27 protein-coding genes are annotated in these 26,351 nt (G+C 52.2%); 17 read left to right on the top strand and 10 right to left on the bottom strand.

Annotated elements, in window-relative coordinates:
* Positions 1–170 precede the first annotated feature (170 nt).
* From NSQ24_RS21915 to NSQ24_RS21900, 4 genes are read left to right on the top strand one after another with little or no spacing between them, the layout of a single operon-like run.
* Complete coding sequence (locus tag NSQ24_RS21915; RefSeq protein WP_024983582.1) at positions 171–1,361, top strand: HlyD family efflux transporter periplasmic adaptor subunit; 1,191 nt, start codon at positions 171–173, stop codon at positions 1,359–1,361.
* Positions 1,358–2,209, top strand: coding sequence for an ABC transporter ATP-binding protein (locus tag NSQ24_RS21910; RefSeq protein ID WP_003391717.1), 852 nt, complete (start codon positions 1,358–1,360; stop codon positions 2,207–2,209). Before NSQ24_RS21915 ends, NSQ24_RS21910 begins: the two co-directional genes overlap by 4 nt.
* Positions 2,206–3,345 carry an ABC transporter permease gene (locus NSQ24_RS21905; RefSeq protein WP_024983580.1) on the top strand — a complete coding sequence of 380 codons (1,140 nt, stop codon included), beginning with the start codon at positions 2,206–2,208 and terminating at the stop codon, positions 3,343–3,345. Before NSQ24_RS21910 ends, NSQ24_RS21905 begins: the two co-directional genes overlap by 4 nt.
* A 42-nt stretch (positions 3,346–3,387) precedes the next feature.
* Positions 3,388–4,065 carry a TetR/AcrR family transcriptional regulator gene (locus NSQ24_RS21900; RefSeq protein ID WP_003391715.1) on the top strand — a complete coding sequence of 226 codons (678 nt, stop codon included), beginning with the start codon at positions 3,388–3,390 and terminating at the stop codon, positions 4,063–4,065.
* Between the two features lie 11 nt (positions 4,066–4,076).
* Here NSQ24_RS21900 and NSQ24_RS21895 read toward each other — a convergent pair whose 3' ends face one another.
* Genes NSQ24_RS21895 through NSQ24_RS21885 form a run of 3 tightly spaced genes read right to left on the bottom strand, consistent with a single transcriptional unit; the run spans position 4,077 to position 7,958 of the window.
* Entirely contained in the window at positions 4,077–5,519 is a 1,443-nt protein-coding gene (locus NSQ24_RS21895; protein ID WP_339166576.1) for a sigma-54 dependent transcriptional regulator, read from the bottom strand.
* A complete protein-coding gene (locus NSQ24_RS21890; RefSeq protein WP_003391713.1) occupies positions 5,512–6,801 on the bottom strand; it encodes an ATP-binding protein in 1,290 nt (429 codons plus the stop codon). Before NSQ24_RS21890 ends, NSQ24_RS21895 begins: the two co-directional genes overlap by 8 nt.
* Before the next feature lie 8 nt (positions 6,802–6,809).
* Entirely contained in the window at positions 6,810–7,958 is a 1,149-nt protein-coding gene (locus NSQ24_RS21885; protein WP_339166574.1) for an iron-containing alcohol dehydrogenase, read from the bottom strand.
* Positions 7,959–8,190: 232 nt separating this feature from the next.
* Between NSQ24_RS21885 and adhP the strand changes: the two genes are divergently transcribed.
* Genes adhP through NSQ24_RS21870 form a run of 3 tightly spaced genes read left to right on the top strand, consistent with a single transcriptional unit; the run spans position 8,191 to position 11,143 of the window.
* Positions 8,191–9,204 (top strand): alcohol dehydrogenase AdhP, encoded by a 1,014-nt coding sequence (gene adhP / locus NSQ24_RS21880; RefSeq protein WP_003391711.1) that lies wholly within the window; start codon positions 8,191–8,193, stop codon positions 9,202–9,204.
* A 29-nt stretch (positions 9,205–9,233) separates the two neighbouring features.
* Positions 9,234–10,754 carry an aldehyde dehydrogenase gene (gene adh / locus NSQ24_RS21875; RefSeq protein ID WP_339166573.1) on the top strand — a complete coding sequence of 507 codons (1,521 nt, stop codon included), beginning with the start codon at positions 9,234–9,236 and terminating at the stop codon, positions 10,752–10,754.
* A 35-nt stretch (positions 10,755–10,789) separates the two neighbouring features.
* On the top strand, positions 10,790–11,143 hold the full coding sequence (locus NSQ24_RS21870; RefSeq protein ID WP_122958197.1) for a DUF779 domain-containing protein: 354 nt from the start codon (positions 10,790–10,792) through the stop codon (positions 11,141–11,143).
* Positions 11,144–11,454: 311 nt separating this feature from the next.
* Here NSQ24_RS21870 and NSQ24_RS21865 read toward each other — a convergent pair whose 3' ends face one another.
* Both NSQ24_RS21865 and NSQ24_RS21860 read right to left on the bottom strand, forming a co-directional pair.
* Positions 11,455–11,832, bottom strand: coding sequence for a VOC family protein (locus NSQ24_RS21865; protein ID WP_003391708.1), 378 nt, complete (start codon positions 11,830–11,832; stop codon positions 11,455–11,457).
* A complete protein-coding gene (locus NSQ24_RS21860) occupies positions 11,804–11,956 on the bottom strand; it encodes a hypothetical protein (RefSeq protein ID WP_157211866.1) in 153 nt (50 codons plus the stop codon). Before NSQ24_RS21860 ends, NSQ24_RS21865 begins: the two co-directional genes overlap by 29 nt.
* A gap of 152 nt (positions 11,957–12,108) precedes the next feature.
* On the opposite strand from NSQ24_RS21860, the gene purU reads away from it, so the two are divergent.
* On the top strand, positions 12,109–13,008 hold the full coding sequence (purU, locus tag NSQ24_RS21855) for a formyltetrahydrofolate deformylase (protein WP_003391707.1): 900 nt from the start codon (positions 12,109–12,111) through the stop codon (positions 13,006–13,008).
* A 357-nt stretch (positions 13,009–13,365) separates the two neighbouring features.
* On the opposite strand, the gene NSQ24_RS21850 is transcribed toward purU, so the two are convergent.
* Positions 13,366–13,989, bottom strand: coding sequence for a LysE family translocator (locus NSQ24_RS21850; RefSeq protein WP_339166571.1), 624 nt, complete (start codon positions 13,987–13,989; stop codon positions 13,366–13,368).
* 382 nt (positions 13,990–14,371) lie between these two features.
* Here NSQ24_RS21850 and NSQ24_RS21845 point away from each other — a divergent pair, with 382 nt between their 5' ends.
* The 5 genes from NSQ24_RS21845 (at position 14,372) to NSQ24_RS21825 (ending at position 19,300) form a co-directional block, all read left to right on the top strand.
* Entirely contained in the window at positions 14,372–16,786 is a 2,415-nt protein-coding gene (locus tag NSQ24_RS21845) for a hypothetical protein (RefSeq protein ID WP_339166570.1), read from the top strand.
* A gap of 12 nt (positions 16,787–16,798) precedes the next feature.
* Positions 16,799–17,419, top strand: a complete 621-nt coding sequence (locus NSQ24_RS21840; RefSeq protein WP_122957766.1) for a pentapeptide repeat-containing protein — start codon at positions 16,799–16,801, stop codon at positions 17,417–17,419.
* A 169-nt stretch (positions 17,420–17,588) separates the two neighbouring features.
* Complete coding sequence (locus NSQ24_RS21835) at positions 17,589–18,443, top strand: polymorphic toxin type 47 domain-containing protein (RefSeq protein WP_338463264.1); 855 nt, start codon at positions 17,589–17,591, stop codon at positions 18,441–18,443.
* Positions 18,444–18,447: 4 nt separating this feature from the next.
* Positions 18,448–18,879 (top strand): hypothetical protein, encoded by a 432-nt coding sequence (locus tag NSQ24_RS21830; protein WP_194247082.1) that lies wholly within the window; start codon positions 18,448–18,450, stop codon positions 18,877–18,879.
* 139 nt (positions 18,880–19,018) lie between these two features.
* Positions 19,019–19,300, top strand: coding sequence for a hypothetical protein (locus NSQ24_RS21825; protein WP_339166569.1), 282 nt, complete (start codon positions 19,019–19,021; stop codon positions 19,298–19,300).
* A 74-nt stretch (positions 19,301–19,374) separates the two neighbouring features.
* Here NSQ24_RS21825 and istB read toward each other — a convergent pair whose 3' ends face one another.
* Positions 19,375–20,118 (bottom strand): IS21-like element helper ATPase IstB, encoded by a 744-nt coding sequence (gene istB, locus NSQ24_RS21820; RefSeq protein ID WP_025846873.1) that lies wholly within the window; start codon positions 20,116–20,118, stop codon positions 19,375–19,377.
* Positions 20,115–21,623 (bottom strand): IS21 family transposase, encoded by a 1,509-nt coding sequence (istA, locus tag NSQ24_RS21815; RefSeq protein WP_251256056.1) that lies wholly within the window; start codon positions 21,621–21,623, stop codon positions 20,115–20,117. Before istA ends, istB begins: the two co-directional genes overlap by 4 nt.
* A 171-nt stretch (positions 21,624–21,794) precedes the next feature.
* Here istA and NSQ24_RS21810 point away from each other — a divergent pair, with 171 nt between their 5' ends.
* The 3 genes from NSQ24_RS21810 (at position 21,795) to NSQ24_RS21800 (ending at position 23,083) form a co-directional block, all read left to right on the top strand.
* A complete protein-coding gene (locus tag NSQ24_RS21810; protein WP_339166567.1) occupies positions 21,795–22,268 on the top strand; it encodes a hypothetical protein in 474 nt (157 codons plus the stop codon).
* Positions 22,269–22,279: 11 nt separating this feature from the next.
* Positions 22,280–22,531 (top strand): hypothetical protein, encoded by a 252-nt coding sequence (locus NSQ24_RS21805; RefSeq protein WP_003391210.1) that lies wholly within the window; start codon positions 22,280–22,282, stop codon positions 22,529–22,531.
* 258 nt (positions 22,532–22,789) lie between these two features.
* On the top strand, positions 22,790–23,083 hold the full coding sequence (locus NSQ24_RS21800) for a hypothetical protein (protein WP_141334292.1): 294 nt from the start codon (positions 22,790–22,792) through the stop codon (positions 23,081–23,083).
* A 191-nt stretch (positions 23,084–23,274) separates the two neighbouring features.
* On the opposite strand, the gene NSQ24_RS21795 is transcribed toward NSQ24_RS21800, so the two are convergent.
* Entirely contained in the window at positions 23,275–24,171 is an 897-nt protein-coding gene (locus tag NSQ24_RS21795; protein WP_024985373.1) for a LysR family transcriptional regulator, read from the bottom strand.
* Between the two features lie 117 nt (positions 24,172–24,288).
* Between NSQ24_RS21795 and NSQ24_RS21790 the strand changes: the two genes are divergently transcribed.
* Positions 24,289–25,509, top strand: coding sequence for an MFS transporter (locus NSQ24_RS21790; RefSeq protein WP_024985372.1), 1,221 nt, complete (start codon positions 24,289–24,291; stop codon positions 25,507–25,509).
* On the opposite strand, the gene NSQ24_RS21785 is transcribed toward NSQ24_RS21790, so the two are convergent.
* A complete protein-coding gene (locus NSQ24_RS21785; RefSeq protein WP_003391219.1) occupies positions 25,450–26,157 on the bottom strand; it encodes an alpha/beta fold hydrolase in 708 nt (235 codons plus the stop codon). The two genes, NSQ24_RS21790 and NSQ24_RS21785, sit on opposite strands and share 60 nt — an antisense overlap.
* Between the last annotated feature and the right edge of the window lie 194 nt (positions 26,158–26,351).

Genomic DNA, 26,351 nt, shown 5'->3' with positions numbered 1-26,351 from the left:
GAGTATAAACAAGTGAGTAATCACTCGCTTTTGGTTTGCAAGGAATTTCATGCATCTTTTTCACCACAAACGGACGTACCGAGCAGGCAGCCATTGTCTTTGGTGGACAGGATGTTTTTTTATTCGCCTAAAAATGAGTGAGTACTCACTATTAAAAATGAGGTGATCCGATGTTTCACACAATGCCGTTTTCTTTGCTCGCTGTATCGCTTCTCTTTTTATCCGGCTGCTCGCTGTTTCAACCGGATGAACGGCCGCTTTCCGGAACGATTGAAGCGGAGGAGGTGCCGATCGTAGCAGAAGCGGCCGGGCTTGTTCAAAGCGTCAAGGTCGGGGAAGGAGACGTTGTTCACAGTGGCTCGGTGCTGGCGGAGATTGACAAGCGAAATTATGAGGCGGCAGTAAACGAAGCCGAGGCGGCCAAAGCGCAGGCGCAGGCCAAATTGGATGAAGCCAAAGCGGGAAGCCGCAATCCGTCCATCCAAAAAGGAATTGCCCTCGTTCAGCAAGCGGATGCCACAATTGTTCTTCAGGAAGCGCGCGCCAAGCAGGCCCAGGCGGCTCTGGCCCAAAGCAAGGATCAGGTTGCCCAGGTCGAAATGCAGTGGGAAGGTGCCAAAAGAACGCTGGCCTTTCAGGAAAATCGCTTGAAGGAAGCAGTTGCCTTGTTTCAGCGGGGGGCGATTGCCAAAAAGGAGTATGAAGCCGCCCAGGAAGCGGTCAACCAGGCCCAGACCCAGGCAAATCAACTGGCGGCACAGTTGGAGGCAGCGCGTTCCCGGTATGATTCCGTTCAGCAGGACATTGCGGCAGCCCTCGCGCAAAAAGGGACGGCAGAGGCACAGAGAAAGGGAGCTGTCGCTGATCTGGAGCTTTTGAAGGAGGGAAGCACGAGCCATTCAATCCGGGCATTGCTGGCCGCGGTACAGCAGGCGGACGCCCGTCTTGACCAGGCGAAATGGCAGATGGAAAAGACCGTAATCAAAGCGCCTGCTGACGGCATTCTGCTCAGATCCTCCGTAGTGGAAGGGGAGGTAGCCAAGCAAGGGGCGACGCTTTTTACCATGATGAAAACCGATCATCTGAAGCTGAAGGTATACATCCCGGAAGCGGAATTAGCCCGGGTGAAGATCGGGGAAAAGGTGGAAATACGAGTGGATGCGTACCCGGACGAAGTGTTTGCGGGCCAGATTCAGACTATCGCCGACAAAGCGGAATTCACGCCGAAAAACGTACAAACCCCGGATGAGCGGACCAAGCTGGTGTTTGCTGTCACGATTCGGATCACCGAGGGCCTGGATAAGCTGAGGCCCGGCATGCCTGCCGATGTCCGCTTTCTCGCAGAGGGGGAAGCGCGATGAAAAGGAGAGAGGCCGACAAGCAAATGCACGACAATCAGCCAAATGACGTCGCGATCAGCTGCGAGCGGCTGACCAAGCGATTCCAGGAGCGCATCGCGGTCAACAGCTTGACGCTTTCCGTGCCCAAAGGCTCCATTTACGGCTTTCTCGGCCCGAACGGCTCCGGGAAATCGACGACGATACGGATGCTCTGCGGACTTTTGACGCCGACCTCGGGGCGTGGCACTGTTCTCGGCTACGATGTGATGACGCAAAGCGAAGCGATCAAACAACGAATTGGCTACATGTCGCAAAAGTTTAGTCTGTATGAAGATTTGAGCGTAGATGAAAATCTTGACTTTTACGCCGGTGTGTACCAGCTCGGCAAAGCGGAACGCATCCAGCGGAAGAGGGAGCTGATTGAAATGGCCGGTCTGACCGGGCGGGAAAAACAGCTGGCCGGCTCTCTTTCCGGAGGCTGGAAACAACGGCTGGCGCTCTCCTGCGCCCTTTTGCACCGTCCTGAATTGTTGATCCTCGACGAACCGACCGCAGGGGTCGACCCTGTTTCCCGCCGCATTTTTTGGGAGGTCATTCACGACCTGGCGAGACAGGGAATGACCATCCTGGTGACGACCCACTATATGGATGAGGCGCAGACTTGCGACTGGATCGGATTCATTTTTTTCGGCAACTTGCTCGTTCAGGGATCGCCGTCCGAGCTCATTGAGCACCACGGGGCAGACAATCTGGAGGACGTGTTTATCAAGCTGGTAAAAGAGGAAGAAGCGCGGCAGGCGGCTGGGCAAAAGGGCGGCGGCGGGGGAACAGGAGACGTCCTCGTGCCGGTAAAGGGGGAGGGGAGATGAGCCGCTTTTCACCTGCACGCTACTGGTCCGTAGTGAAAAAGGAGATCATTCAAGTAAAGCGGGACCGCCCCAGTCTCGCCATTGCGCTGGCGATGCCGCTGATGATGCTGTTTTTGTTCGGGTATGCGGTCAACACGGACGTCAGTGACATCAAGACGGCAGTCTGGGATCAGAGCCCTTCCGCCTACAGCCGTGAGCTTGTCAGCCAGTTGGAAAACACCCGCGTCTTTCAGGTGACGGCGCACGCGGGAAGCTACCGCGAGATCGAAGCCATGCTGGACGACGGGAGTGCCAGTGTAGCGCTCGTCATCCCGCCGGATTACGCCCGAAAGCGCGATCGGGGGGAAATGGCAGAGGTGCAAATGCTGATCGACGGCTCCGACCCGAATATCGCCCGGACGGCTTCTTCGAATGCCCAACTGATCGTCCAGAACAACGCGATCACGATACAGGAGGAGCGCATGCAAAAGCAGGGCCTCGGCCCGATGGAGCCAGCCGTTGAGCTGGACACCCGCGTCCTGTTCAATCCCAACATGGAGAGCATCGTCTTCAACATCCCCGGCCTGATCGGCCTTATCATGCAGAACGTAACGATGATCCTGACCGCGTTTTCCCTGGTGAGGGAAAAAGAGCGGGGAACGATGGAGCAATTGATCGTCACGCCGATCCGTCCGTTGGAGCTTTTGCTCGGCAAGATTACGCCTTACGTCTTCATCGGATTTTTCTCGTTTTGCCTGGTGCTGTTGCTCGGTACCGCCTGGTTTGGCGTCCCGGTAAAAGGCAGCGCTGCACTCCTGGTTTCTCTGTCAGTGCTGTTTCTCGTCACGACGCTGACGCTCGGCATCTTCATCTCCACCGTGGCCCGCACTCAGCTTCAGGCCATGCAGATCGCCTTTGCCTTCATTCTGCCCAGCGTCCTGCTGTCCGGCTTCATGTTTCCGCGCGAGACGATGCCAGTCGTGATACAATGGTTAGGCGGGATTGTCCCGCTGACGTATTTTCTGGAAATTCTGCGGGGGATCTTTCTCAAGGGCGTCGGTTTGGAAGCCCTGTGGAAGGATATGATCGGAATGGTTGTCTTTTTCCTGCTGATGATCAGTGTAGCCATTCTTCGTTTCCGCAAAAAAATAGAGTAGATGCACGAGTGCAATGATAGAGAAGGATGGAGGAGCGAGGCCGTGGATTCTGGTAAATCGTTTGAAGAGAGTCTGTTGCAGTTCGTCGAGGAGCTGAAGGACGAGAGCGAAATGACGGAAAAGCAGCGCAGCATCATGCAGGCGTCGATCAAGCTGTTTGCGACCAAAGGCTTTCATGCAAGCTCGACAGCGGAGATCGCCAAGGAGGCGGGCGTGGCGGAAGGGACCATTTTCCGCCACTACAAATCCAAGAAGGACATTTTGCTGGCTGTCGTGGCGCCTGTCCTCGTCAAAATTGCCACCCCGTTTATCCTCCGTGATGTGCGGGAGATTTTCAACAGACAAAAAGAGCTTTCGTTCGGCGAAATTCTTCAGGAGCTGTACCAAAACCGCTTGAGCCTGGTGGCGGCCAACGAGAAGCATGTCCGCATTTTGCTGCAGGAGGCGTTTTTCCACGACGAGATTCGCGAGACGCTTTTGTCTACGGTCTTTCAAGAAATCAAGCGGCTTGCCGCCCAGTTGATCAAGGATCGGACGGAGGCAGGCGAGCTGCGGCCGCTCCCGTCTGATGCCGTGTTCCGGGCGATCCTCTCCTCCCTGATTGGTTTGGTGCTGTTCAAGCATGTGACCGATCCGGACGAGTTTGCCAAGCGCACGGACGAGGAACAGGTCGCAGCCACGGTGGATATTCTGTTGTACGGTATCGCCAACCGTCCATGACAGTATGTTCCTTACTCTTTTTCATTGAGGATGTAGCGGAGCGTACGCTTGGAAATGCCCAGCTTTTCGCTGAGCAGCTGCCTGTTTCCGTCCGTCTCTTTAAGGCCTTTCAGGATGATGTGACGGCCGATCTCTGTCTCCAGCCTGCGAATTCGTTCCATTAGCTGCTCAAAATGAATCTCGTCTACCGACCCAATCCGGTCGACGACGCTCTCGACAAAGCGGATCGCTTCCTGCTCCACAAAACGGTGGACAGCAAGCGGTCCGTTTGTATTTGCGAGGGAACGAGGCGAGCTTTCGACGATATTTGCGGGCAGGTGTTCCGGCAGCAAAACCGGGCAATCGTGTATGGCAGCGGTTTGGTTCATTACGTTGAGCAGCTGCCGCACATTTCCCGGCCAGTGATAGGCTGTAAGCTGGGCCATCGCTTCCGCATCGACCCGGCGTGTGCCGCCAAATTTCTTTTCCAGATAGTCCTGGACGATGAACGGTATATCATCGGGCCGCTCCCGCAGCGGCGGGATGGACAGCTTTACCCCCTCCAGCCGGTACAGCAAATCGGCGCGATACCCGTTCTTTTCCACTTCCTGCTCCAGACTTCGGTTCGTCGCCGAGATGAACCGGATGTTGCTCTTCAACGTCTGCTCCCCGCCGATGCGCATGAACTCGCCCGTCTCGATGACGCGCAGCAGCTTGACCTGAATGGACAGGGGAGCCTCTCCGATCTCATCGAGGAACAGGGTGCCATTATGGGCCAGCTCAAAAAAGCCTTTCCGCGCCTTTACGGCTCCTGTAAAGGCCCCTTTTTCATGGCCGAACAATTCGCTCTCCAGCAGCGTTTCCGGGATCGCGCCGCAGTTTATGCCGACGAAGGGGAAGGATGACCGCGTGCTTGTACCGTGGAGAAAGCGGGCCATCAGCTCCTTGCCGGTGCCGGTCTCGCCCTCGATCAGGATATTGATTGCCTTTTTGGCCAGCTTCTCGGCGAGGGACAATACTTTCACCATGGGGCTTGCCGGTGCGTAAACCATGCCGTAGTGGCGGGCTGTCTGGGCCAGCCGATCATAGCGCTCGGTGCTTTTCTCCAGGACGGAAAGTATGGCCGTCTCCAGGCTGTCCAGGTCGTCAAAAGGCTTTTCCAGGTAGTCTCTGGCACCGAGCTGCATGGCGGTGACAGCGGATTTGATCGTGCTGTAGCCGGTCATGACCATGGCTTCGCACGCGGGAAACCGGTTCTTGATGGCCGTCAGCAGCTCCAGTCCATTGGCATCGGGCAGCTTCAAATCAATCAGCGCCAACTGATACCCGGCGGAAGCGTTGTCTGCAAGCAAAAGCTCCACTTCTTTTCCAGAATGGGCGACGGTCACATGGCAGTTTTTCGCCTTGAGAAAATACGTAAAGAAGGAAGTCACTTCCACTTCGTCATCGATGATGAGTACGTTTTTCCTATTCACCGTCATTCTCCTCATGAGCTGTAGTTGGCAGCAGCAAGGTGAAGCAGCTGAACTTGCCCGCCTCGCTTTGGGCCATCAGCTTGCCGTCGTGGGACTCGGCAATGCCCAGACTGACCGACAGGCCGAGTCCCGTTCCCTTGGCTTGCTCCTTGGTCGTAAAAAAAGGATGAAAGATTTGCGGAAGATGCTCTTTTTCAATGCCGACGCCGTTGTCGTGAACGGATAAGCCGACAAATGGGCCTTCTGGCAAAAAGGTTTGGAAGGTTTCGATGGTGATCGTCGGTGACGGCACACCTTGAAGGGCGTCGCGGGCATTGAGCAAGAGATTGATGATGATCTGTTCGATCTGGTGCCGGCTGCCCCGGAAAAGCAGCGGCTTGTCCGACCGTTTTTTGGCGATGGTCACCCCGGAGACGGTAAGCTGGTAGCCGATCAAGCCGAGAACATCCTCGACCAGATCGTTCATGTTCAGCCGCTCGAAGGGATATTCCTCCTGCCTGGAGAAGGTCAGCAGATTTTGGATGATCTTCTTGGAACGGACACCGCATTGATATATATCGTTCATCATTTGCGAATACGGCTCTGTCTTGATTTCCCTCATCAGGAGCTGGATGTTGCCGAGAATCGCCGTCAACGGGCTGTTCAACTCGTGAGCCACGCCCGCTGCCATCTCGCCGATTGCTGCCATTTTCGCCGATTGAACAAGCTGTGCTTCGATTTTCACTTTCTCGCTCACATCTTTGAACAAAATCATGTTTTCCACGGAAACGCCGACGTGCTCGGCGATTTGCTGGAACAGGACAAGGTGCTCGGAATCATTTTCGACAGGCGTATCGTGCAGCAGCGTGAGAAAGCCGAATACGCGCTGCAGCCTGCTTTGCAGCGCAACCGATGTCACATGGCAGTCCGGATGCTCCGTTTGAAGCAGGGCGTTCAACTGTTCGGTGCTGACAGGTGTTTTTTGCTGAAGCGGGCGCGTAACTGTACGGCAGTGCCAGTCATCCTGCTCGCGCTGTGCGATGTGGGAAAACATCGTCGCTCGCTCGACCAGGGTAAGGATGAACTGATCGAACGGGATCAGCCGGGAAAGCTGCTCGGCCAAATAGAGACTGACTTCCGTCCAGTCGGCGTCTACCTGGATTTTGGTCAGGCGATTCATAACCTCCAGCTGTCGGTTTTTCTTTTTCATCTCATCGACGACGAGGTTGAGCTCCTTATAGTACGTTTTGCGCGACGATTCCACGCCGGTCAGCTTTTCGAGGATTTCCCTTTTGTGATGCATACGTCCTCCTACATGGCTTTTTGGAACAGGGCCTTGACGTCTTCTGCGCTCATGTCGCGGGGATTGGTGGCCATGCATACGTCCTGAACGGCGTTGCGGCTCAATAGCTCGATATGCTCGGGCTGCAGGCCCAATTCGGACAAAGTGACAGGGATCTGCAGGTCGCCGGTGAGATTGGTAACGGCTTTCATCATCAGCCGCGAAGCATCGTGGAGGCTGAGTCCGGCGACGTTTTCACCCATCGCTTCCGCCATCTTGCGGTATTTTTCCGGGGCGGCAATGTAATTGTATTCCAGCACGTAGGGAAGCAGAATCGCGTTCACCTCGCCGTGTGGAGTATCCAGCAGGCCTCCGAGCTGATGCGACATGGCGTGAACGGCCCCTAAAATGGCGTTGGAAAAGGCAATGCCGGCTTGCAGACTGGCCATCGCCATCGCTTGCTTGGCTTCGAGATTGTATTGACTGGCAACAGAAGGCCGCAGGTTTTGGGAGATGATCCGCATCGCGGAAAGAGAGAGCACTTCGGTTAGCGGCGTGGCGGCCAGCGAAATGTAAGATTCGATAGCGTGGGTCAGGGCATCGATGCCGGTGTTGGCAGTCAGCCGGCCGTCCTTTGTCATCAGCGTCTGCGGGTCGATGATCGCGATGTCGGGAATCAGCGACTTGGAGATGATCGCCATTTTCACCTTGCGGGCAGAGTCAACGATAATTGAAAATTGCGAAACTTCAGAGCCGGAACCGGCTGTGGTCGGAAGCATCACCATGGGCGGCAGAGGCCGTTCGATTTTGTCCACGCCTTCGTATTGAAGAATGCTTCCGTCGTTTGTGCCGAGCAGGGCAATTGCTTTGGCTGCATCCATCGCGCTTCCTCCGCCGACGCCGACGATGGCATTGCATTCGTGGGCACGGTATTCCGCGGCACCGGCGTGAATCTCGTAATCTTTCGGATTGGGGGTCACATGGGTCCAGAGGTGGTAATCCAGGTTGCTCTCTTTTATATACTTGATGGCTTGCTCTGCCCATCCGGCATCAAGGACTCCCGGGTCGCTGACGAGAAAGACCTTTCTGGCTCCCAAGCGGCTCAAGCTTTCCCCGATCTGGCTGATCGACTGGTTGCCAAAAATGATTTCCGGAGTGGCGAACTTGGATATTTGCATCTGAACACCCCTTTATTTCCAAATTAGCTGTTCTCGTTTTCATTGTAATATGGCTTGAAATTGCTTCCAAGGACAAATCGTCGGCTGATGGGCCGTTATTTTGTCCCGGGTGCCAAAATTTTGGCCGAACCTGCATATTTTTCCTGAAAATTGGTATTATTTAGAACTGGCATGTTGGTTGCATGAAGAAAACTCCAGAGTGACCCACTCAATTTTCAAGGAGGGATTCTTCATGAAAGCAGCAGTCGTCAATCAGTTTCACGAGAAATTGGAAGTGAAGGAAGTGCCTGTTCCAGAAATTGGTCCAGGGGAGGTGCTGGTAAGGATCAAAGCATGCGGCGTCTGCCATACGGATCTGCACGCAGCTCACGGGGACTGGCCCGTCAAGCCGAAGCTTCCGGTCATTCCCGGTCACGAAGGCGTCGGGGTCGTCGAAAAAGTGGGAGAGGGAGTCGCCTCCTTGAAGGTGGGAGACCGTGTGGGCATCCCCTGGCTGTACTCTGCCTGCGGCGAGTGCGACTACTGCCTGACCGGCTGGGAAACGCTGTGCCAGAAACAGCAGAACGGCGGATACTCGGTGGACGGCGGCTATGCGGAGTACTGCAAGGCTCCGGCAGCCTATGTAGCCAAAATCCCGGACGGAATCAGCGATGTGGATGCAGCGCCGATCCTTTGCGCCGGCGTCACGACATACAAGGCGCTCAAGGTAGCAAATGTAAAGCCGGGCGAGTGGGTGGCGATTTACGGCATTGGAGGACTGGGACATTTGGCGCTCCAGTACGCCAAGGCGATGGGCTACAACGTGGCGGCGGTAGACATCCACGATGAGAAGCTGGAGCTGGCCAAAGAACTGGGAGCCGATGTCACGGTGAACGGGGCCAAGGTCGATCCGGTTCAGGCGATTTCCGAAGAGATCGGCGGCGCGCATGCAGCGATCAGTGTTGCCGTTACCAAAAAGGCTTTTGAACAGGCGTACCGTTCCGTTCGGCGCGGGGGCTCAGTCGTCGTCGTCGGTCTGCCCAATGACGAGTTGCCGATCCCGATCTTTGACACCGTATTGAACGGCGTTTCGGTAAAAGGGTCGATTGTCGGCACGCGCAAGGATATGCAGGAGGCGCTTGAATTCGCCGCCCGGGGAAAAGTGAAGGCCATTATCGAGACACAGCCGCTCGACAAGATCAACGAAGTGTTTGACCGGATGGTAAAAGGACAGATCAACGGACGCGTCGTTCTGACGATGGAGTAAGCGGGTAATTTATGGGAGGGATTTTGAGGATGATCTACACACAGCCGGGACAACCCGCCAGCAAAGTAACGTTTCGCACGCGCTATGAAAACTATATTGGCGGCGAGTGGGTAGCTCCTGTACAGGAGGAGTATTTTGAAAACGTTTCCCCGGTCAATGGAAAGGTGTTCTGCGAGGTAGCCCGGTCCCGGGCGGAAGACATTGAAAAGGCCCTGGACGCTTCCCATGCTGCAAAGACAGCGTGGGGCAGTACGTCTGTCGCAGAGCGAGCCCTTATTTTAAACCGGATCGCAGACCGGATGGAGGCAAATCTGGAGATGCTGGCCGTGGCGGAGACGTGGGACAACGGCAAGCCGATTCGCGAGACGCTCAATGCCGACCTGCCGCTTGCCATCGACCATTTCCGCTATTTTGCTGGTGTCGTTCGGGCCCAGGAGGGAACCATCAGCCAAATCGACAATGACACGGTCGCCTACCATTTCCATGAACCGCTGGGCGTGGTGGGGCAGATCATCCCCTGGAATTTCCCGCTCTTGATGGCGACGTGGAAGCTGGCTCCGGCGCTGGCGGCAGGCAACTGCGTCGTCCTGAAGCCGGCAGAGCAGACACCCGCCAGCATCATGGTGCTGATGGAGCTCATCGGGGACCTGCTGCCGCCCGGCGTGGTCAACGTGGTCAACGGCTTCGGCATCGAGGCAGGGAAGCCGCTCGCCACCAACAAGAGAATCGCCAAGATCGCCTTTACCGGGGAAACCACGACAGGACGTCTGATCATGCAGTACGCTTCCGAGAACATCATTCCCGTGACGCTGGAGCTGGGCGGCAAGTCTCCGAATATCTTTTTCAAAGATGTCTTTGACCAGCAGGATGCTTTTGCCGACAAAGCCCTGGAAGGCTTCACGATGTTCGCCCTCAATCAGGGCGAAGTGTGCACCTGCCCGTCCCGCGCCTTGGTACAGCAAAGCTTTTACGGGGAGTTCATCGAGAGAGCCGTCGAGCGGACCAAACAAATCAAACAAGGCAACCCGCTGGATACGGAGACGATGATCGGGGCCCAAGCGTCCAGCGATCAGCTAGAGAAAATTCTTTCCTACATCGATATCGGCAAGCAGGAAGGGGCAGAGGTGCTCACCGGGGGCGAGCGAAATGTGCTGCCGGGCGATCTGGCGGACGGATACTATGTGAAGCCGACGATCTTCGCCGGGAACAACAGCATGCGCATTTTCCAGGAGGAAATCTTTGGACCAGTCGTGTCGGTCACTTCCTTTGCGGATTTTGACGAAGCGCTGGCGATCGCCAACGACACGCTCTACGGCCTCGGCGCAGGCGTCTGGACGCGTGACATCAACACGGCTTACCGGCTCGGACGCGGAATCCAGGCGGGCCGTGTCTGGACCAACTGCTATCACGCCTACCCGGCCCACGCGGCCTTTGGCGGATACAAACAGTCAGGCATCGGCCGTGAAACGCACAAGATGATGCTCGGCCACTATCAGCAAACGAAAAACCTGCTGGTCAGCTACAGCCCGAATGCACTCGGATTTTTCTAATTGGTGAGAGAAGTCATCATACGGAGGGCAAAGTGATGGTCCAAAAGGTAGTAGCGACTCCGGAAGCGCTGGTCTGGATCGACAAGCTCCGAGAGCAGCATGGCCCGCTCATGTTTCACCAGTCAGGCGGCTGCTGCGATGGCAGCGCTCCGATGTGCTATCCCCAAGGGGAGTTCCGGGTGGGCGATCAAGACGTGCTCCTCGGGGAAATCGGCGGCTGCCCGTTCTACATCGGAGCAGCGCAGTACGAATACTGGAAGCACACGCAGCTTATCATCGACGTCGTAGTCGGCAGGGGCAGCGGCTTTTCTCTGGAAGCTCCTCACGGCGTCAGGTTCCTCACTCGTTCGCGCTGTTTTACGGAGGAGGAAGGGCAGGGGGGAGTATAGCGGGGCGAAGGACAGGAGAAAGATCAGAGGATCTGATGTTTAAAAGAAATCTGGGTAATCTCACCATACTATGCGTGACTTATCAGATGGAAATCAATCTGAGGCAGGATTCAGGATTGAAAAGAACTTAGGTGGATAAAGGCTCCGGGACCAAGAAAGTCCTGGGGCTCTTTCATTTCTCCTTTGTAAAATTCAATCATTTGCCGGTCATAGAGGCGGACTCTTCCTTCATGAAGCGGCCGAAAACGAGCGAGCGTTCATCTTGAGAAGGTAGTTGAAAAACACACTGGTTAAGCACTTTGTTTTTTCAGCTATCGGCAAACCCCTAAAGGATTTCCGTCCGGGTCGTAAAAAGTAAAAAATCGGGTAGCCCCTTCACCGCCAATCGAATTGACTTTCACTCCCTGCTCAATCAAAAGCTGGTGAGTTTTTTCAATGTCATCCGAAATAAAGTTGTAGTATTTGCCTACGCCGAAGTTATTTTCGGGAAACTCCATCGGCTGGTGTTGTACCGTTTTTACAAGGCATACGACCGTTTTTGACTCATCTGAAATCTTCAAAACGGCCGCTTCTGCTTCCACATAAAGAAGTTTGAAGCCCAATTTTTCTTCGTACCACTTGGCAGATAATCCAGGGTTTTTGACCGGAATAAATACACCTTCAATCCCTTTTAACAGCGGTTGCGGCATTTTGCTTCTCCTCTTCGGTAAAATTTTTGTAAAAGATGTTCGCTTCAGCTATTTGGAATTCCTCTTTCAAACAAGCGGGAACGGGAAGTTTTTCAAATAGGTTTGTTACTTCTTCAAACAGCATCCTGAGCAGTTTTCTCCTTTTTCATCTCCTCCACTAAGGTTTGAGCAAAGCCTTCTTTTTACATGCCAATCAAAAAAGTTCGCTCGGAGCATCAATGTCGGACATGATATAATGTCAAAAACATTTTCAAGCAAAGTTGGAGGAGTAGAACCATGCATCTTTTGTCAGAGAGAGAATGGCTGGCGTACCGGCAAAAGAACAAGGATCGGGCCCGCATGCTGATTTCCTGCCCCGATCGCGCCGGGATCGTCGCCGCTGTATCCCATTTCCTGTTCGAGCAGGGAGCCAATATCGTTCAGTCCGACCAGTACACGACCGACCCGGAAACAGGCCGCTTTTTCATGCGCATCGAATTCGACGTCGTCAATCTGGCCGAGCGCTATGAAGCGATCAAGGAGTCGTTCCGCCCGGTCGCGGAAAGCTTTTCGATGGAATGGTCGCTGGTCGAGGCCAACCGACGCAAAAAAATGGCCATCTTCGTTTCCAAGGAAGACCACTGTTTGCTCGAATTGCTCTGGCTGTGGAAGTCGGGTGCCCTGCATGCCGACATCGAGGTCGTCATCAGCAACCATCCAGACATGAAAGAGACGGTGGAGTCCTTTGGCATTCCATATCGGCACATTCCCGTCCTCAAGGATCGCAAGGCCGAGGCGGAGGAAGCCCAGTTGGCCGCTGTGCCGGACAATGTCGACCTTCTGGTGCTGGCTCGCTACATGCAGATTTTGTCCCCGCGCTTCTTGCAGGAGTACCCGATGCAAATCATCAACATTCACCATTCGTTCCTGCCTGCATTCGTCGGAGCCAAGCCTTATGAACAGGCGTACCGCCGCGGCGTTAAGCTGATCGGAGCGACAGCCCACTACGTGACGGAGGAGCTGGACGCAGGCCCGATCATTGAGCAGGATGTGCAGAGAGTGACGCATCAGGAGGATGTGGAAACGCTCAAGCAGTTGGGGCGTCAGGTAGAGCGCACCGTGCTGGCGCGTGCCGTCGGCTGGCATCTGGAGGACCGTGTACTGGTGTATGGCAACAAGACGATTGTTTTCCCGTAACGGCCTCAAAGGATAAGGCGAGAAAGCGCTCCATCCGTGAGCTTATATTTTCGCAGATACAGAGAAGCTCCCATTCCAAGAAGGAAGGGAGCTTGCTATTTCGCCCTTCCTGACAGGAAGGGCGTTTACATTTGTTGAAAAAGCTTGGCTTGCGGTCGAACCATCTGCATTTCTTTTACGGCAAAAGACTGGGGCGGGATCAGGAAGCAGGAGACAGGAAACAAGAAACAAGAAACAAGCAACCAGCAACCAGCAACCAGCAACCAGCTTTCCCTTGGACGGCTGTATGCTGGACAGCCTGCCGTTTCACTTCGTTTCTGACATGACAGTTACCGAATGTCAACTTGCCCCAGCGGTTTACGGCTGTTTCTCCAAGGCAAGCTTGGCGCCGAATCCGAGCAGAGCCACGCCTGTCATCCCCTGAATCACGCGCTGTGTCGACGGTTTTTTCATCCAGGCCCGAATCCAGTTGATGAAATGGATATAAAAGAAGAACCAGATGACTGTCAGGACCGTATAGGTAAGTCCCATGGCGAGAAATTGCCAAAAGGCGCCGGTACCCGGCTTGACAAATTGGGGCAGGAACGTCAGAAAAAAGACGGCGACCTTCGGATTCAGCACATTGGTGAGAAAGCCTTGAAAAAAGTGAGATTTGTGCTTGTAGGCATTTTCGCTTGTCTCATCCCCGCCAGTCGCTTTTCTTCGCAGCGACCACAGGGAGGTAATCCCCAAATAGATCAGATAGATGGCCCCGACGTATTTGAAGATGGAAAACAGAAACGCTGACTTGACCAGGATGGAGGAAAGCCCGAGAGTAACTGCGAGCGTATGGATCATCAGCCCCCCGGCACTTCCCAGAACGGTTTTCATGCCCCCCTGTTTTCCTGCCGCCAGTGTATTTTGCGTAATCAGTCCTGTGTCTGGTCCGGGAAGGATGATCAGCAGAATGGACATCAGAATAAATAAAGAATAATTCTCCATACGAACCTCCCGCTGTGTGACTTTGGCGTTTATCATAACACGGAGGAGGAGTCGGATTCTATATTTTCCGACTTGTGAAAAATCTTTTTATCAGGATTGTCTTCACAGGAGCGCCTCCTGTCTTGAAAGTGGTATCAAAGAAGTGGCCAGCACTTCAGGCGTTCCAAATTACCTTCCATTAATCACAAAGAGAAAATGATTAATTGATTGTTAACTCCGGCCTTTTTCCTGTTTCGCAGGCATAAGAGCCCTCCTCTTGCTCCGTTGTACCCACTGGATTTTCATACTTTTGCTGCATGTGGCCTTTTCATCCAAATACTACCATATGAAAAAGAGACGATTGCAGAAAAAGGAATGTCCGGAGAAATAAGGAGGAGCACTGGTGATTCGGAAGCACTATTTGTTATTGATTCTGGCAATGATTCTTTGTCTGCCGCTGGCCACGTATGCAGCAGACAAGCCAAAGCCAAACATGCTGCGCGCAGATGAGCGAAATGATGCGATTTCGGGCGGAACCAGAAGAGAGGGCGCACCTCCCGACGAGCTGATGAGATTCAGGATCATGTACGCGACATATGCGGAAGGAATGTGGGACGGGCGGATACCGGGCCATTTGCGCGGGGATGGGGATGACCTAGGCAGAGGCGGAGACGACCGGGGCAAAGGCGGAGACAACCTGGGCAGAGGCGGAGACGACCGGGGCAAAGGTGGAGACAACCTGGGCAAAGGTGGAGACGACCTAGGCAAAGGTGGAGATGACCGAGGCAAAGGCGGAGACCCGGAGCACGGTACTCCAGCCCATGAAAACACCCGCGCTCCTTTTGATCCTACAGCCAGCGATCTTGACCCAAAAAGCGGCGACCCCGATGGGAAAGGCGACGAACTGAAAGCAAAAGAGGGCAAGCCAGGCTTTTGGGACTGGCTGATCGGCGGAGCCTCCGAAGCGCTCGACAAAGGCTTGGAGCTTTGGGAGTCCACCGTGGACAGCGTAAAGGAAACAGTAAAGGACGCTATTGACACCGTCGTAGATACTGTGAAAGACGTCGCGACTACCGTCGTTGACGCGGTCGTCGATGCAGGAAAATGGGTTGCGGACCACTGGGAGGTCGTGTTGGTCACGACAGCAGGTGTCGCCCTCACCGTGGGCGGCGTGTTCTTTCCGCCGCTGCTGCCGTTTGGCGTCTCGATCCTGGTCGGCGAAGGGATATCCGGTGTGATCGGGTACGCCTTTGGCATGCGCGGCGATGAGCTGCTGCGGGAAATGGCGCTTGGCGGCGTACTGTCGGCAGCGGGCTTTGGTGCTGGCGCTTTAATCGGCAAAGCGGCCACGGCAGTCGCTCGCCTCAAACCGGTGGCAAATGCCCTTGGCAAAGCGTCCGCCTTGACGAGCCGGGCTACCAGCGCTGCCCGGACCGCCGTTGGCAAAGGAGCGCAAGCGGCAGGGGCGGCAGCCAGATGGGTGCGGCAAACCTCGGTTGGCCGTGCCGCAGCCCGCTTGGGGACCCAAGCAGGAAATGCGGTACGGTCGGCAACGAGCGCAGCAGGCAAGGCGGTGAATGCTCTTCGCAGCGCTCTGGCAAGCACAGCGAAACAAGCAGGCGGCGCTCTGAGAGCAGTTACAGCACGCATCGGGCAAACGCGCCTGGCCCAGAGCGCAGCGTCTGTGGCGAAGAATGTAAGAAGTGCCGCCAGCAGCGCAGGAAATGCCGTGAAAAACAGCAGTGTGTACCGGGCAGTGGCCAGCCTCGGACGAAATACGGGGAAAGGCATCGGGAAGCTGGCAAGCAACGTGGGAAGCGGCTTGCGAACAGTAGCGAAGACGACGGGCAGCAAAATGCAGTCCATCGTCCAGACTGTGAAAAAGACGGCACCTGTCCGGGCTGTCGCAGGCTTCACACAAAAAGCGGGCACACAAATCAGCCAGGGCTTTCGGCAAATCGGCAGTGCGATCTCCCGCAGTTTGGCAACGACAGTCCTGCGGAGCAAAACGGCGGGGGCTGGCGAAGGCTTTGCCGTCAGTGTGATGGATGACCGGGCGCGCGGGAAAAAGGTGGATTACCGCAAGGCGACGATTGCGGCAGCCATCGGGGCGCTGCTGGTGACCGGCGGATCGATTGGACTAAACAAAGCGTATTCTACCGGGCAGGAAACGGCGCAGGCTGTGGTGAAGAGTGGTGCTGAGCAGGCCGAGGATAGTCTGAAGGCTGTGCTGCGAGGTGAGGGAACGGGTGACCCTTACGATCTTCTGAGACAACATGGCGTACCGACGACTTTGACGGATGAAGAGATTGCGGCGGCAAGAGCTGTGGATTTGCGGATGGAGCTTAAAGGGACAGATAATGGTGGTAGTAAGGTAAGCCTTTATGATGAAGCTGGAAATTATACCGGAGGAAGAACTCAGAAGGAACTTGACGATTTAGCAGGCGATCCTTCTCATGGTGGTAAAATTAGGGATCAAGGTTTGAAAGAAAGAGAGATAGGACTCGAGTTGGAGCAACAAGGCAAATTAGGGAAGATTATACGTGATCCACAAGGTAATGGTGGGGCAGAATTTATTGATATAACAAATAATGTAAAATGGGATGTTAAAAGTTTCGTATCTTATCCGAATGGTCATACATCACCTAAGAAAGGGGCATTTACAGTAAGTAACGGAATGAAGGCTATTAATAAAGAACTGGATAAAAATTATAATGTAATTGTGGATACGCGTGACATGATTCCCGAACATGTTGCGCAATTAAAAGGGGCAGTAGAGGAAGCTGGAATATCAGATAGGATTATTTGGTATCCATAAGGGAGGTTAGGTATGACAACTGATAAAAGAGAAATTCTCGTTCAATTAGAATCGCACCGTCTTTGGATTGAAACTATTGGAGAACAAGGTGAAAAACTGGGTTTGGATGAGATAGATTTGCGAAATATGGATTTAACCCAGTACCCACTAGACCAAGCATATATTACAGCTTGTATCTTTGATGGCATGGATTTAAATCATAAAGATCTCTCATCATCTTTACTATGTTCATCAACTTTTATATCAGCAAATTTAGAAGGAGCAGATTTCTGTAAATCTAATGTTTCGTATGTGAATTTCACAAATGCCAATATTAAAGCTGCTAGACTTGCTGATAGTGAATGTATTGAAACGCTGTTTGTTAAAGCTGATTTATCAGACGCTAATTTAATAGCTGGTCTTTTTGATGAGACGGATTTTCGTAGCGCAATTTTAAGTAATGCTGATATAAGATTAGCTACGTTTGAAAGAGTATTATTAAAAGGAGCTAAATTAACTGGAATTCGGGGAATAGAAGAGGCGTTTATAAAAAGCATCAATATTGGGACGCCAGAACAACCAGTAATTCTAGTAGGTGAAGAAGCCAGGAAATGGCTACAAGATAATAGTTTGAATAATGAGAGTAGAATTTAAGGAATACACTCAGATACGCAAGCCCTTAACATCACTAAGGGTAGATCATACAATTACGACTAACAAACCATAAAGACTTCCAAACACTTAATAAACTTTCAAAGGCTTATTCCAACTTACACCATGAGGGGGAAAGCCTCTTTTTTATATTGTCCATTGTTTTTTATCCATGCAGACAGTGAAAAAGACGGCACCTGTCCGGGCTGTCGCAGGGTTCACGAGAAAAGCGGGCACACAAATCAGCCAGGGCTTCCGGCAAATCGGCAGTGCGATCTCCCGCAGTTTGGCAACGACAGTCCTGCGGAGCAAAACGGCGGGGGCTGTCGAAGGCTTTGCGGTCAGCGTGATGGATGACCGGGCGCGCGGGAAAAAGGTGGATTACCGCAAGGCGACGATTGCGGCAGCCATCGGGGCGCTGCTGGTGACCGGCGGATCGATTGGACTAAACAAAGCGTATTCTACCGGGCAGGAAACGGCGCAGGCTGTGGTGAAGAGTGGTGCTGAGCAGGCTGAGGATAGTCTGAAGGCTGTGCTGCGAGGTGAGGGAACGGGCGACCCTTACGATCTTCTGAGACAACATGGCGTACCGACGACTTTGACGGATGAAGAGATTGCGGCGGCAAGAGCTGTGGATTTGCGGATGGAGCTTAAAGGGACGGGGGAAGATTTAACTGGTAATAACTGGAAGTTTGATCCGGAAAAAGATGTAGATTTACGTGGGTCTGGCAAAACTTATAAAGATGGACTTGATGAAGCATTTAAGCGTACAGGTCTTTCTAGAGATCAATTTACAGTAACAAAGTGGGGGAAAGATATAAACGGAAAAAGTGTGCCTGTAGAGTGGTCAGGACCTGGAGGTGCAAGTGTAACCATGGATATACCAGAATGGAATAATGTTAAACCTAATGGAGCTTTGGGGGAAGGCCCTCATCAACCTCACATAGGTTATCAAACACCCGGAAAAGGCGCTAATAGAATTAGGGGACATATCTTTATAGATGATGTTCCAGCAACAAGGAGATGAGTTTATGAATGTTAAACCAAATACTCAGGAATTAGCTGAAGTTGGTAAAAATTTAGGTATAGAAGTAGTTATATTGGATGAGAAAGATTCTAAACAATACATTAACAGAGTAATAGACATTTTTACTCCTTTTAAAATTACGGGACACTTATCGATTGGGAAAGAAACTCTGACTATTCCGTTGGAGGGAAACGAGTTTTCATACTCAAAATACTTAAAGAGTGAACCTGCTTACATTTTCTTTGATCAAGAAAGTGGTGATAGGAATACAGTTGTTGTAGTAAAGGATGCCAAATTGGTTGGAGAATTAATGGAAAACTCATATGGTATGGAGTACTTTGTATCGAATGAAAAATCGGATTTCCTAATTGCTGTAAATTGGTATGTTATAGAGGTTGCTGGATCGGCAATAGAATCCCTAAATAAATTAAACTGAACTGGTGAATTCATACTTTCTATATCTAGACGGGGAAGAAAATGCAGATTAATTTTCAAAGGCGCATTCCAACTTGAACAATGAGAAGGAATGAGCCTCTTTTTATACCGAAATGCACCATTTTTTGACGATGAAAAATATGACGGCACCTGTCCGGGCTGTCGCAGGGTTCACGAGAAAAGCAGGCACACAAATCAGCCAGGGCTTCCTGCAAATCGGCAGTGCGATCTCCCGCAGCTTGGCAACGACAGTCCTGCGGAACAAAACGGCGGGGGCTGGCGAAGGCTTTGCGGTCAGCGTGATGGATGACCGGGCGCGTGGGGAAAAGGTGAATTACCGCAAGGCGGTAATTGCTGCGGCCATCGGGGCGCTGCTGGTGACCGGCGGATCGATTGGATGTGAATGTCAATCAAAATGTTGACCACCGTGCTCATCAAAAAATTGACCACCATGGCAAAAATCAATCCACCCGTCGGGTGGGTAACTTTTTCATGATCACGATCTTTGAATGCTCTGCTTAAAGCGATAGCTGTCTCCATTCATTGCAAAGATATGGGCACGATGGGTAAGCCGATCAACCAGGGCTGACGTCATTTGCTCATCTTTGAAAATCTGTGTCCATTCCGTAAATTCCAGATTACTGGTAATGATCATGCTTCCTTTCTCATAGCGGGCCGCACAAAATTGGAATAATAACTCCGCCCCGGTCCGACTCAGAGGGACAAACCCGACTTCATCCAAAATAATCAAATCTGTTTTCAACCATTGCCTCTCTAGCTGGAGGATTCGCTTTTGGGACTGAGCTTCCATAAGCTCGTTACATATTTTAGCGGCAGTCCAAAACTGAACGGAATAGCCATGATGGCAAGCTTCCTTCCCGAGTGCAATGGAGAGATGAGTTTTGCCAGTGCCAGAGTTTCCGATAAACATGATGTTCTCTGCCTTTTCGATGTACTCACAACGAGCCAGTTGAAGCAATTTGGGCTTATTGAGGGACGGAATCGCCGAGAATTCAAATTGATCGAGCGTTTTCATAGAAGGGAATTTGGCGTGCTTGATGCGACTCGCGATTTGGTTAGCATCCCTTTGCTGAACTTCTTGCTCTAGTAGGGCTAAGAGGAACTCCTCGTAGGGAATTTGCCGTTCAGCAGCATCATGGGCGATTTCCTTATAGACACGTTTAATCGCAGGTAAGCGAAGGCGTTTCGCGTAGGTTTCAAGCAGGAAACTCGTACTCAATGAACCACACTCCTTTTCTGTAACAAACGATTGTACTGGCTAAGATCTGGGGCCTTTACCTGAATACGTGGAACAGAGCTATCCTCCGCCAACGAGAGTTGGGGCAAACGGTGTTCCGGCAATGTTCGCTGAAACAATAATTGCCTTACGGCATCATACTGGAACATCCCTTTTTGGCAGGCCTCCCCCAGTGCTTCTTCGACGAGAGAAGTATCGAATTCACGGTGCAAAAGCAAGAGTCGAACGAACTCCTTCATCCCTCCTGGTCGGTTACGGCACTTGTCCAAGAACTTTTGGTAAATGGCGGGTAATCCTGCCTGATGCAATGGTCTAGCATAAAGAACTGCTCCTGGGCGAATAAGAAGTAAATCCAGATAATGATCGTATTGCAAAATCTCCTTTCCTTTTTCCAAGCACCGCTCATGCGTCGCAATCAGGCTTTTTCCGTGATACACCTCAATTTTTTCAGCAAATACTCGGCAAATAAGTTGGGTCGATGCATAGGAAACCGGGACGGAATAGGCATTTTTTTCAATGTGGATCATGGATAGCGTATTGCTTTTCACGGGTACAACACGGAAACAATCCAATGGCCGTGGAGGCAATGGAAGCATGATGGGCAACTCTTGAACAAATGCTTCTCCAACCGTTAGGGAAGACCGGGGAACGGTTGTATTCTCGTAAGAGATACATTTTTCGAGGAGGATTTGATTTAGCTCCTCCAGAGAAGAAACACTAGGAACAGGTGCAAAAAATTGCCTCTGGGCAAACTGTACGAGGTTTTCCACTTGGCCTTTTTGATGCCCTTTTCCCGGATCACAGAAATAGCTTTCAAACAGGTAGTGGGCACGTAGCTGAATAAATCGCTCTTGTTCCTCGCGATTTTTGCCTTCCAATACCTTCTTAACGGCTGTTGTCAGGTTGTCGTATGTGATGACTTGGGGAACAGCACCGAAAAATTCAAAAGCATCTACATGACCTTGGAGAAGAGCCTCTTGCTTCTGATGAGCAAATGTCTTGATGAAAATCTTTCTGCTGTATGTGCAACGCATACAAAAGACTTGAACCTTCACTTGTTTCCCTTGTAAATGAACCGTAACCTCACCCCAGTCAAATTGGGCAAATCGCCCTGGCGGGAAATCAAGAGGGACAAATGCTTTAGGAGGAGAAACCCGCAACTCTCTGACGTAGCGTCGTACAGTAGATTCACCGCCGGTGAATCCATGTTCGTCAACGAGTCTCTGGTAAATACGTTTGGCAGTATGACGCTGCTTCGGGGGAGCCTGTTCATCTTGACGCAGCCATTCCAAGATGATGGGCTTGACAAAATCAATGACTGGCTTCGGCTTCGGTTTTGAAAGCTGGTATACAGGGATTTCCGTTGATGTCAAGGCTTTTCGTATCACTTGACGCGAGTAGCCAGTTTCGCGAGAAATTTGACGAATCGACTTCCCTAGCAGAAAGTGTTGTTTCCTGATAAACTCATAATTAGCCATCTGAAGCATTTCCTTTCCTCCTATATCTTGTTGTCTAGACAACTACAAGATACAGGAAAGAGGTGCTCAGGTGGTCAACTTTTTTATGAGCGATGTACCACTAGGTGGTCAATTATTAGATTAGCATTCACAATTGGACTAAACAAAGCGTATTCTACCGGGCAGGAAACGGCGCAGGCTGTGGTGAAGAGTGGTGCTGAGCAGAGTGGATCAAAATTCTTGTTACCTATTGATTTACAGTATTTTTCTTCCAAGGGGACGAGTGAAATTCAGACTGGTGGTAGAGAACTGTCCCTGAAAGAATGGCTTCGTCAAGAAGAAGAAGCTATCAAAATGTATGACTCAATAAGAAATTCTACATCAGATGTTAGTACCATTGCGAAGAATACTGGTATACCGGAGTGGCGTATTCAACGGATTAAGGAACATGTATTTATTAAAGAACATGCAAAATCAAGTGGGTATGGACGATTCGACCCTGATTATGAAATTGCTCAAGCATGGCAGAGGTTACAGAATGGTACACATACTCAAAAGGATATTGAACTACTTAATCACGAAATTTTTGAATCAAAATTTGAAGGTATGTTTAAGACGGATTACGAAAAAGCACATTCTGCCGCTGAAAAATCAGGGAGAGTATGGAGACCTTAGGAGGTATCAATATGGCGTCATTTGTACTATTGCTGAAAGATTATGAGGATGAGGAGAAGGTTGTTTATCATTTTGGGCCGAACGAGCAAATATTGGGAAAAATTGAATTGAACAAAAAGAGCGAAACTATTAGGGAAATTGAACCAGTATTAAACTCAACCCACGAATCGAAATTTTATTTTGACAGGGCGGCTCAAAGACTGGCTAGATGTTTGTATAAAGAAGGGGGAGTATTTCCAGATAAAGCTACATTTGAGTCATAATCATTACTCCCTAGCATAGAGGGGCGGCTACCCAGTGCCGAACGAACCACTTTACCTCATCATCACCAACATAATCTTTGTTCTATCTGTAGGAAGTATTCACGAATATTGATGTACGTACAGAATGTTTGGAAAAAGTATCCCTATTTAACGTAATAGCGTTACACGAAACAGGTCAATTATGGTCAGATACCGCAATAATAGACCTGTTTTTGTTGTCTTCGCTCAGCGGCGGCCATTGACACCGTTGTAGATACTGTGAAAGACGTCGCGACTACCACCGTCGTTGACGCGGTCGTCGATGCGGGAAAATGGGGCAGCAGCTCGTCGCCGCGCATGCCAAAGGCGTACCCGATCACACCGGATATCCCTTCGCCGACCAGGATCGAGACGCCAAACGGCAGCAGCGGTGGAAAGAACACGCCGCCCACCGTGAGGGCGACACCTGCTGTCGTGACCAACACGACCTCCCAGTGGTCCGCAACCGGAGGATCGATTGATGTGGCTGACAAGTTCTATTTTAATCCAGAACAAAAGAAAGTTATTCAATAGCATAACAAAAAACAGGTCAATGATGGTCAGATACCGCCATAATAGACCTGTTTTTTGTCATGTTGATTTCCTGGCAGTTTTTTCAAATATGCTTGCAACTCTCTCCGTACATAAAGCGATAAATAGGATGAAAGGAACATCGTGCAACTTTTGTGTGGTGCCTGCAAAATCCAGCTCAGTCAAACTTAAAGCTAGTGGTCAACATTCCTGCCAAGAACCAGGTCAAGAAAGCGCGCAGCAATGGGACCAATCTCTTCATCCTCCAGCCGTGTACATATGTATACCGGACGCTCGATCTCAACGCCGGTAATACGGACGCGGCCAACCTCCCCTCGCTGCACCAAATCGCTGACAGCCGGTTCTGGTGCCAGCATGGCGCCATACCCGGCCTTGACGGATTGAATGGATTCAACCAAGCCGTGGTACTGCAGCCCGACTCTCGGCGGGGCGACCCCATGCTCCCGGCAGAGCGAGAACAGCTTTTCGCGTGTAGAGCTGCCCGTTTCTCTCAGCAGAAACGGCTCCCGCATCAAAACCTTCAGGGGAACCTCCTGACCAGCGAGAGGATGGTCGCGAGGCACGACAAACCAGTATTCTACATTCGTGATCAGCTCTTTTCTGACAGGGTGGTCGTCCCAGGACTCGTTCGTGATCACGGCGACGTCAGCTTGATTGCGGAGCAGGCGCTGGAGCGATTGCTGGGAATTGCCCGTGCGCATTTCCACCTCCACCTGCTCATAACGTCGTTTAAAAGAGGCCAGCCAGGCGGGAACAAAATACAGCGAGGGCAGAAAGGTTGAGGCGACCCGCAGCCGGCCGCGCATGCCAGACTTGACGTCTTCCCACTCCGCTTCCAGCTCTTTTTCCCAATCAAAGATGCGGCGTGCCCGCGCATACAAAAATTGTCCTTCCTGAGTAAGGACGATGCCTCTGCCTTTCGGGGCCAGGAGCCGTTTTCCCAGCTCTGCTTCCAGCTTGCGAATCTGTGCGGATACCGCCGGTTGGCTAATCGACAGGGAAGCGGCCGCAGTTGTCACGTTTCCTTTGGAAGCCACCTCAACAAAGATGCGCAGGGCATGCAGATTCATACGCTCTCTCTCCAATCATCCATTTTGTTTATGAATCAGGCGAAAATATGTATTGGAACTGATTGATTCTACCTCGTAGTGTATAGAGAGAAGACAGAGAAAGTAAAGGGGAACGGCATGGATCATTCAAGGAGTAGAGAAACAGGAAAAAAAGAAGTCGTCATGCTCTCAATCGTGACGGCTCTCTGTTTGTTGGGAGACTCGATGCTGTACGTCGTTCTCCCGCTGTATTGGAAAGAGGCAGGGCTGGAATCTCTTTGGGAAGTAGGGGTGCTTCTTTCGATCAATCGCCTGGTGCGCGTGCCGCTGAATCCGCTGGTCAGCAAATGGTACGAGCGCTCCGGCGGACGCTCCGGCTTGCTGCTGGCTGTCGCGCTCACCTTTGTCAGCACCGCTGCCTATTCGCTTCAAGGCTTTTGGCTCTGGCTGATCATGCGGGGGGTATGGGGGCTTGCCTGGACGTTTCTGAGGCTGGGGGCATTTGCGCTCATCGTGGAGGTCGCAGATAACGGCAACAGAGGGCATTTCATGGGGCTTTACAACGGATTGTATCGATTGGGCAGTCTGGTCGGGATGGTCCTCGGAGCCATTTTGGCGGCATGGGGCGGCATTCAGACGGCTGCGCTCGTGTTTGCAGGTGCCTCATTGCTTGCGTTTTTCCCGGTGCTTTTCTCCATTCGGCCATCGTTCGTGAAAGAACCGCGGATGTCTTCGGCCCCATCGTCTGAGGCTGTCTCTCTTTTTCGTTGGCCAAAGGGGATGGCGGCAACGATGTTGACCGGCTTATTTGTCGCGATGTGCTACCAGGGCATGTTTACGGCTACCCTCAGCAGGCTGATTGAGCTTTTTCATCCGGCGATGGTGATAGGCGGAATTCTGATCGGCTCGGCGGTGATCTCCGGAGCGGTGCAGGGAGCTCGCTGGCTGTGGGAACCGTGGCTGGCGCCCTGGTTTGGAAGGCTGTCGGATCGATACGGACGCGGCAAGCTGTTTGTCATTTCGATGCTGGCAGCGTCCATTCTTTTCATCTGTGTCGCAGCGGGCCTGTCCTTGCCGCTTTTTTTGCTGGCTCTGCTTGGAATACAGGTAACCGCCACCATTTTGACCACAGTCATGGACACACTGGCGGCGGATGACGCGTCTCGCCGGGAAAACAGTTCGTCAGCGATGATGGTCTATTCGGTCATGACCGATTTGGGGGCGGCGCTAGGGCCAATGCTTGCCTTCTGGGTAGAGGAAAGGGCAGGCTTGCCGTTGCTGTTCACGGGCATGGGTGTCTCATTGCTTCTCGTTTCCCTCGGGTGGCGGAGCAGGAGAGTGCTCGCGTACCGCAGCTAGAACCCGGGCAATGGCGTCATCCCGGTCGGCATCGTGAAAAATCATATGACCGGAACGATCATACCAGGTGATATGTGGAGCGCAAGAGGGGGAAACGCTGCTGGCCAAATGCTCGGCGCTGCGAGCCTGAACAGTGTCATCCCGGCGCGACTGCAGCAGGACGTAAGGGATCGAAACCTGCGGCAGAATCGCTTTCGTCTCGGCAAGCAACTGACGGAACTGCAGCATGCTGCGGACAGGAATTTTGACCAGTCCCTGTACATACCTGCGCGAGTGGGAAGAAAAATCCTCGCGCAAATAAGCAAGCGCCTGTTCGACATCCCAGTAGGCGTAAGGCGTATTGATGGTAATCAAAAGCCGCGCCGGATAGCGGTGGACGAGGTTGATGGCGAGCAGGCCGCCCATGGAAAAACCGATCACGATGATCTCCTGGGCGCGCAGGGAAAGGCGTTTGTAGGCTTCGTCTGCGGAACGCAGCCAGTCCTTGCGCGTGCTTTTGGCAAGTACCCGTCTGTCCAGCCCGTGTCCTTCCAGTGTGGGGCATTCTACGTGATACCCTTCGGCGCGCAGAGCGTTGGCCAGGGGGAGTACATCGCGGATATCTCCAGCGAATCCGTGCAAAACAAGACAACCGACAGCAGGCATCATCGGGAATTCTCCTTTCCGATCCGGTAAAAAGCGAATGTTTTTCTCTTGTTATTATACACATAATGGAAAACCGCTTTTTGGTTTAGCGTAAGTACAAGGTCGGATTCATTTCTTCCGTTTGCCCGCTGACGGCGCGGCAGCCCCGTAGAAATCGCATCCATTTTGCCAAGAAAAAACCGCCGGGATATGTTCAC

Origin of the sequence: Brevibacillus sp. FSL L8-0520 (assembly GCF_037963895.1) — a bacterium.
Classification (GTDB): domain Bacteria; phylum Bacillota; class Bacilli; order Brevibacillales; family Brevibacillaceae; genus Brevibacillus; species Brevibacillus borstelensis.
This window is presented reverse-complemented; position numbering and strand designations above follow the sequence as displayed.